The following is a 6,603-nucleotide window of genomic DNA, read 5'->3' as shown; positions in this document are numbered from 1 at the left end:
GCCAGCGGAGCTCCCGTGTTCAGGGCGTCTTAGAGTGACCACCCTCTATACAGGAGCTCCGCTGCTTACGTCTCAGACACGCCTTGACGATCACCACACCGGCTTAACTGAACGACGTTGGGTCTAGCAGTAGGTCTTGCCCTTGCCGACCTTGCTCCAGCCGCAGCTGTCGATCAGCTTGTTCGAGCCGCTCCGCAGGTAGGCGCTGTCGCCGCCGTTGTTCCAGACGAACGAGCCGCGACCCCAGTAGCGGTAGTTGGACGGCTTGCCGTTGGTGCCCTTGCCGGTCGGGATGTAGAGGTTCTTGTAGCCGCGCAGGTAGACGTTCGTGGTGAACCGGTAGGTGGCGCCGGCCCGGTCCTTGATCGTCCAGTACTTCAGGTTGAACGTCTTGGTCGTGTAGTTCGTGATCCGGACGTACTCCTGGTTGAGCTTCTTCGTGGTGTCCTTGCCCGCGGGGTCGTAGACGACCAGCGAGAAGCGGACGTCACCGGCCTTCGGCGTGATCGTCCCGGGCGTCGTCGGCTTCGGCGGCGTCACGACCGGCGGCTTGGGCGTCGTAGGGGTGGTGGGGGTGGTCGGCGGCGTGGTCGGATCGGTCGGCGGGTTCGGCACGCCGCCGTTGATGCCCACGACCACCGAGGCGCCGATCAGCACCATGTTCGTCGGGTCCGGGCCGACCAGTGCGCGGTAGTTCTGCGCGCCGCTCTGGCCGGTCAGCACGGTCGAGTACCTGCCGCTCTCCGCGGTCTGGCCCTCGACCAGGGTCGTCCACGTGCTGCCCGACTGGCGTTGAACCTGCACCGGCAGGAACGCCTGGCCCGGCTCGGACTCCACGGTCACGGTCACGTTGGTGCCGGACACGCTCAGGTCCAGGCTGGGCTTGACCACGATGCCGACGTTGATCGGCGCCGACCGCAGGCTGGCGTTGTTGTCCGCCTCGGCGACGAACGTGAAGCCCGAGTCCAGCCGGCGCTTCAGCGTGAAGTTGCCGCTGCTGTCGGCGGTGGTCTGGACGACGTCCTCCGGGAAGAACTGCGTGGCGTAGTCCATGTCGTCGCGGTAGACGTAGGCCGCCTCGCGCAGCCGGATCGTCGCGCCGGGGTCGGCCTTGCCGTGCAGGGTCGCCCAGGTCCAGCCGACCACGCTCGCCGGGCCGGTCAGGGTGGGGACGGTGGCGGCCATGGCCGGGCTCGCGCCGATCAGCGCCGTGCCCAGTCCCAGCGCCCCCGCGACCAGCGAGGCGGCAAGCCGCGTGGAACGTACGCGCATCACAGGTTCTCCTACGGCAGGGCGACTGCCATCGCTCGGGTGTCCCGGGCAGCGTATGGGAAATAACTCTGTGTATTGATCATCCGGGGCGGTCACGCTTATTGGCTGGTCGTACTAGGTGTTGCAACCGGATCGACAGTACGGAGCGTTAAATGCTAAACCTGGACTCATGCCTTCAAAGCCGGTGGAACTCGCCGCCGATTGCGCCCGATGTGCGGGCCTCTGCTGCGTTGCTCCCGCCTTCGCGAAGTCCTCCGACTTCGCTATCGACAAGCCGGCCGGCCGAGCCTGCCCCAACCTTCAGGACGATTTCCGGTGCGGCATCCACGACCGGCTCCCCGAGCGCGGCTTCCCCGGCTGCGTGGTGTTCGACTGCTTCGGGGCCGGTCAGCACGTGACCCAGGACACCTTCGGCGGCCGGGACTGGCGGTCGACGCCCGGGATCGCCGGTGCGATGTTCGCCACCCTGCCCCGGATGCGGCAACTGCACGAGCTGCTCTGGTACCTGACCGAGGCGCTCGCTCTGGACGCCGCCGCTCGCGTACACGACAAGCTGCGCGCAGCGCTCGCCGAGACCGAGCAGCTGACCCGGGGCACGGCCGACGAGCTCGCCGCCCTCGACCTGGACGCACACCGGCGGCGGGTGAATCCGCTGCTCCAGCGGGCCAGCGAACTCGCGCGGGCCGGGTCCGGGCCGCGACCGGACCACCGCGGCGCCAACCTGATCGGCCGCAAGTTCCGCGGCCGCGACCTGCGCGGCGCCAACTTCCGGGGCGCGCTGCTGATCGGCGCCGACCTCAGAGAGGCCGACCTGAGGCGGGCGGATTTCACCGGAGCCGACCTGCGGGGTGCCGACCTGCGGGACGCAGACCTCCGTGAAACCCTGTTCCTGACGGCCTCGCAGCTGAGATCATCGCGCCGCGAGTGACAGCCGCGGTGCACGTTTGGGGAGTGGCGCGATGCAGGTGTCCGGACTGGTCTGGGCGTTGACTCTGGCCGGCATTGCCGGCCTGGTGGCTTTCGACTTCTACTTCCACGTCCGCCGAGCACACATCCCCTCCCTCAAGGAGGCGACGTTGTGGAGTTCGATCTACGTCGGCATCGCCCTGCTCTTCGGCCTGGGCGTGTTCGTCTTCGGCGGCCAGGACGCCGGCGCCGAGTACTACGCCGGCTGGGTCACCGAGAAGGCGTTGTCCGTCGACAACCTCTTCGTCTTCCTGGTCCTGCTGGGCAGCTTCAAGGTGCCGCGCGCCGACCAGCAGAAGGTCCTGCTCTTCGGCATCGTCTTCTCGCTGATCGCCCGCACCGGCTTCATCTTCCTGGGCGCGGCCCTGATCAACCGGTTCGCCTGGGTGTTCTACCTCTTCGGCCTGATCCTGCTGGTCACCGCCGGCAACCTGCTGAAGAGCGACGACGGCGACGAGCGTTCCTCCGACAACATCATGATCCGCCTCGCGCGACGCTTCCTGCGCACCTCGGACACGTACGACGGCGACAAGCTCTTCACCGTGCAGGACGGCAAGCGCGTGATGACCCCCATGCTCCTGGTCATGGTGGCCATCGGCGGCACCGACATCCTGTTCGCCCTGGACTCGATCCCCGCGATCTTCGGCCTCACCCAGAGCGTCTACCTGGTCTTCACCGCGACGGCGTTCTCCCTGCTGGGCCTGCGCCAGCTCTACTTCCTGCTGGACGGCCTCCTGGACCGGCTCATCTACCTGTCGTACGGCCTGGCGGCGATCCTGGCCTTCATCGGCGTGAAGCTGATCCTGCACGCCATGCACGAGAACAACATCCCGTTCATCAACAGCGGCGAGCACATCGACGTGGTCGAGATCAGCACCAGCCTCTCCCTCGCCGTGATCATCCTCGTCCTCGTCGTCACCGTCGTGGCGAGCCTGCTGAGCCCCAAGGGCCGAGCCCAGACGTACGTGGCGGCGGCCCGCCGCCACGCCAACGAGTTCCTCAGCATCGAGCAGGACCCGGCCTACTGCGACGAGATCTTCCACAAGCTCCAGGTCGAGGAGGGCCACATCAAGCAGCTCCCCGAGAAGTACCGCAAGCGCATCCGCGAGGAGGACGAGCTGATGCTCCTGCTGGGCCGGGCCCACGCGGCCCACGAGGAACGCATCGCCGACGGCCGCTGCTTCGTCCCGGCCCGCTGAGCCGGCCCGCTGACCCGGGTCAGACCCGGGTCAGTTCCCGCTCGTCCGGCGAAGCCCTGACCCGCAGCTCGGCGCCCTCGATGTCGACGTGCGGGGTGCTCGGTCGAGCCAGCAGGGTCGCGCCACGACGGCGGCCACCTGATTCTTGACCGCCGCCGTGGCCGGCGTGGTCCCAGCCGGCGCCCGCACGACAACGGTCAGCGAGGCGCCCGCGGCGGCGGGCAGATCCGCCTGGAGATCGTCGAGCGCCTGCTGCGACTCGGTCCCCGGATGAATCGGCAGGTCAGGCGGGCGGAAGGATCAGATGTGCGGTCGGGGCGTAGTCGATCTTCCAGTCGGCGTAGACGCCGAGGATGCCGTCGATCTGACAGCGCAGGCCCAGGCTCAGCCAGCGGACCTCGCCGTCGTCGCCGATGGCGTAGCCGATCACCGCCGAGAAGGACTCGTTGCCGCACGGGCAGGCGCACTCGCCCAGGTCGACGTCCGTGTCGGCGATGTGGTCGGCGCTGTCGCCGACCGGGACCTGCGCGCCGCACGACAGACAGCCGGCGACGGCCACGCCCTCGTCGTCGTCGACCATCACGCCGAAGGTGGACGAGCCGCAGGCGGGGCACGTCAGCCCGCGAGTCTCCGCCACGTCGTGGCCGCCCGCCCGGAACGAGCGGACGTACACGGCCAGGTCGTCGTCGTTCTCGCCCTGCCACCAGTCGCCGGAGCGGGAGACGGCCACGGCGGGTCAGGCCTTGGTCAGCGAACGGGTGCGGAGCATGCGGGAGACCTCGTCTGCTCGTTCCGCCAAGGTCTTGCGGACCACCGGCGCCACGTCGCCGGCCGCCGCCTCGCGAGCCCGGGCCAGCCACGCCTCGTCGATCGTGAAGACCGGGAACAGCCGGCGGGTGAAGTACATCGCCACGATCATGCCGCTGCGGTGCAGGTTGGGCAGCAGGTCCAGGTACTTGTCGGCGTACGGGGCGAGGACGTCGTCCTGGCCGGGACGCCACAGGGCGGTGGCCACCAGGCCGAAGGAGCCGATCGGCACCGAACGGTCGACGGTCAGCGCCTGCCAGATCTCCGCCTTCGCCGCCGGGTCCGGCGACGCCGCCCGGACCGTGAGGGCACGGAACTTGGCGTCCGGGTCGGGGTCGCGGGCCAGCAGCGCATCCACCTCGGCGGCCGTGTCGCCGCCCAGCTCGGACTTGCGGACCAGCGCGCGCCAGCCCAGGTCGACGTCGTCGCCGGCGGCCGCGATCAGCTCGTCGACGTCCGTGGTGACGCGGGCCAGGGCGCGCAGCGCGATCTGCCGTCGGGGCGGCTGACCGGCCAGCGCGCGGCACACGTCGGCCACCTCGGTGGCGATCGCGGCGCGGTCGAAGCCGGCCCAGTACTCGGCCACGTCGCCGGCCAGGCGCAGGTACGGCTCGATCACGGCGGGCGCCGTCTCGACCCGCAGCACGGCGGCCAGGCAGGCGGCGGTCTCGGCGGCGGTCGCCTCGCCGGTGACGAGCGCGTCCCAGCTGGTCGCCACGCCGACCCCGCGGGCGATCGCCGTGGGCAGCAGCGGGGTCAGGTCGGGCGCCGCGGGGCGGATCGTCGCGAAGGTCAGGTCATCGTCGTTGACCAGGTAGAAGTCGGCGCCCACCGGCAGGTCGACGGGGGTCCGCTCGGACTGGATCTCGACGCGCACCTGCTCCGTGCGTACCAGAGCCTGATCTTGCCGTTGATAGGCGCTCACCGCGAGCACCTGCGGGCGGGGCGGGCCCGCCGGACCGCGACCGACCAGGATCAGCTGGTCGCCGGCCGTCTCCAGCGAGAGCCGGTCGGTGCCGGCCGTGGCCAGCCAGCCGTCCCGCCACGCGTTCAGGTCCTTGCCGCTCACCGCGGCGAGCTCGTCGATCAGGTCCTGCAGCGTGGTGTTCTGCCAGGCGTGGCGCGCGAAGTACGCGGTCATGCCGGTGCGGAACGCCTCCTCGCCGACGTAGACCTGCAGCTGGCGCAGCACCGAGGCGCCCTTGGGGTAGGTGATCGAGTCGAAGATCGACGCGGCCTCGGCGACATCGGAGATCTCGACGCTGATCGGGTGCGAGGTGGGGCCCTGGTCGGCGATGTACGCCTCGAGCTTGTCGTCGGCGAGGTGCCCGGCCCAGGCGTCGGTGTACTCGGTGGCCTCCGCGGCCGCCCAGTTGCAGGCGAACTCGGCGAACGCCTCGTTCAGCCAGAGGTCGTCCCACCAGCGCATGGTGACGATGTTGCCGAACCACATGTGCGCCATCTCGTGCAGCAGCACCTTGGCCAGCAGCTCGTCCTCGGCTGGGGTCGGCTCGGCCCGGCGCAGGAACGAGTCGGCCCAGGTGACGCAGCCGTAGTTCTCCATCGCGCCGCCGTACTCGGGCATGAACACCTGGTCGTAGCGGGCCTGCGGGAACGGCATGCCGAACTGCTCGCCGAAGAAGCGCAGGCCCTGTTCGGTCACCGTGAACAGCTTGTCCGCGTCCCGGTCGAGGACGGCCGCCAGCGACCGGCGGCAGAACAGGCCCAGGTCGTACCCCTCGACCTGACGCCGCAGCTCGTAGAACGGCCCGGCGTTGATCACGGTGTTGTACGGCGACAGCCGCGGCGTCGCCGGGAACGCCCAGACCTGCGACGACCCGGACGCGGTCACCTTCGCGGCGCCGGAGTTGCTGGTCACCGTCCAGCCGGCCGGCGCGGTCACGGTGAACGCGTGCGGCGCCTTCAGGTCGGGCTGGTCGAAGCAGGCCCACACCCAGCGGGCCTCGTCCGGCTCGAACGTCATCCACAGGTAGACCTCGCCGTCGGCCGGGTCCACCGCCTTGTGCACGCCGGACCCGTCGTGGGTGTCCGCCTGCTCGCACTCGACGACCAGCGTGTTGGTCGCGGCGAGGTCGGTGAGCGGCACCCGGCCGTCGGCGGCGGGACCGAGCTCGCGACCGTTCAGGGTGGCGTGCAGCACGGTGGCGGCGGCGTCCACGAAGGTCGCCGCCCCGGGTGTGCGGCAGGTGAACGTGATCGTCGAGACGCTGCGCACCCGTGGACCGGTGGGCAGGTCGGTGAGGTCCACCGCGATGTCGTACCGCTCCACCTCGAGCAGGGCGGCGCGCTCCTGGGCCTCGGCCTGGGTCAAGCTCTTGACGTCGTTCACGCGATCCAC

Annotated in this window: 4 protein-coding genes and 1 pseudogene; 2 read left to right on the top strand and 3 right to left on the bottom strand. The window is 70.0% G+C overall.

Annotation, left to right across the window (positions count from 1 at the left end):
- Positions 1-123: 123 nt before the first annotated feature.
- Positions 124-1,272, bottom strand: a complete 1,149-nt coding sequence (locus QSK31_RS15180; protein WP_285684449.1) for a lamin tail domain-containing protein — start codon at positions 1,270-1,272, stop codon at positions 124-126.
- 169 nt (positions 1,273-1,441) lie between these two features.
- Between QSK31_RS15180 and QSK31_RS15175 the strand changes: the two genes are divergently transcribed.
- Positions 1,442-2,200: a pentapeptide repeat-containing protein gene (locus QSK31_RS15175; RefSeq protein ID WP_285684448.1), complete on the top strand. Its 759-nt coding sequence runs from the start codon at positions 1,442-1,444 to the stop codon at positions 2,198-2,200.
- Positions 2,201-2,231: 31 nt separating this feature from the next.
- Positions 2,232-3,218, top strand: a pseudogene (locus QSK31_RS15170) (TerC family protein); the annotation flags it as partial.
- A gap of 502 nt (positions 3,219-3,720) precedes the next feature.
- Here QSK31_RS15170 and QSK31_RS15165 read toward each other — a convergent pair.
- On the bottom strand, positions 3,721-4,167 hold the full coding sequence (locus QSK31_RS15165) for a hypothetical protein (RefSeq protein WP_285684446.1): 447 nt from the start codon (positions 4,165-4,167) through the stop codon (positions 3,721-3,723).
- A gap of 6 nt (positions 4,168-4,173) precedes the next feature.
- Positions 4,174-6,594: an aminopeptidase N gene (gene pepN / locus QSK31_RS15160; protein ID WP_285684443.1), complete on the bottom strand. Its 2,421-nt coding sequence runs from the start codon at positions 6,592-6,594 to the stop codon at positions 4,174-4,176.
- Positions 6,595-6,603 lie beyond the last annotated feature (9 nt).

This window comes from Actinoplanes sp. NBRC 103695 (assembly GCF_030269485.1).
In the GTDB taxonomy this organism is placed as follows: domain Bacteria; phylum Actinomycetota; class Actinomycetes; order Mycobacteriales; family Micromonosporaceae; genus Actinoplanes.
The sequence above is the reverse complement of the archived record's forward strand: the minus strand, read 5'-3'. Positions and strand labels throughout refer to the sequence as shown.

Bases quoted from the DNA above. Each gene is read 5' to 3' on its own strand.
- QSK31_RS15180 (WP_285684449.1), bottom strand. From the start codon at position 1,272: ATGCGCGTACGTTCCACGCGGCTTGCCGCCTCGCTGGTCGCGGGGGCG.
- QSK31_RS15175 (WP_285684448.1), top strand. From the start codon at position 1,442: ATGCCTTCAAAGCCGGTGGAACTCGCCGCCGATTGCGCCCGATGTGCG.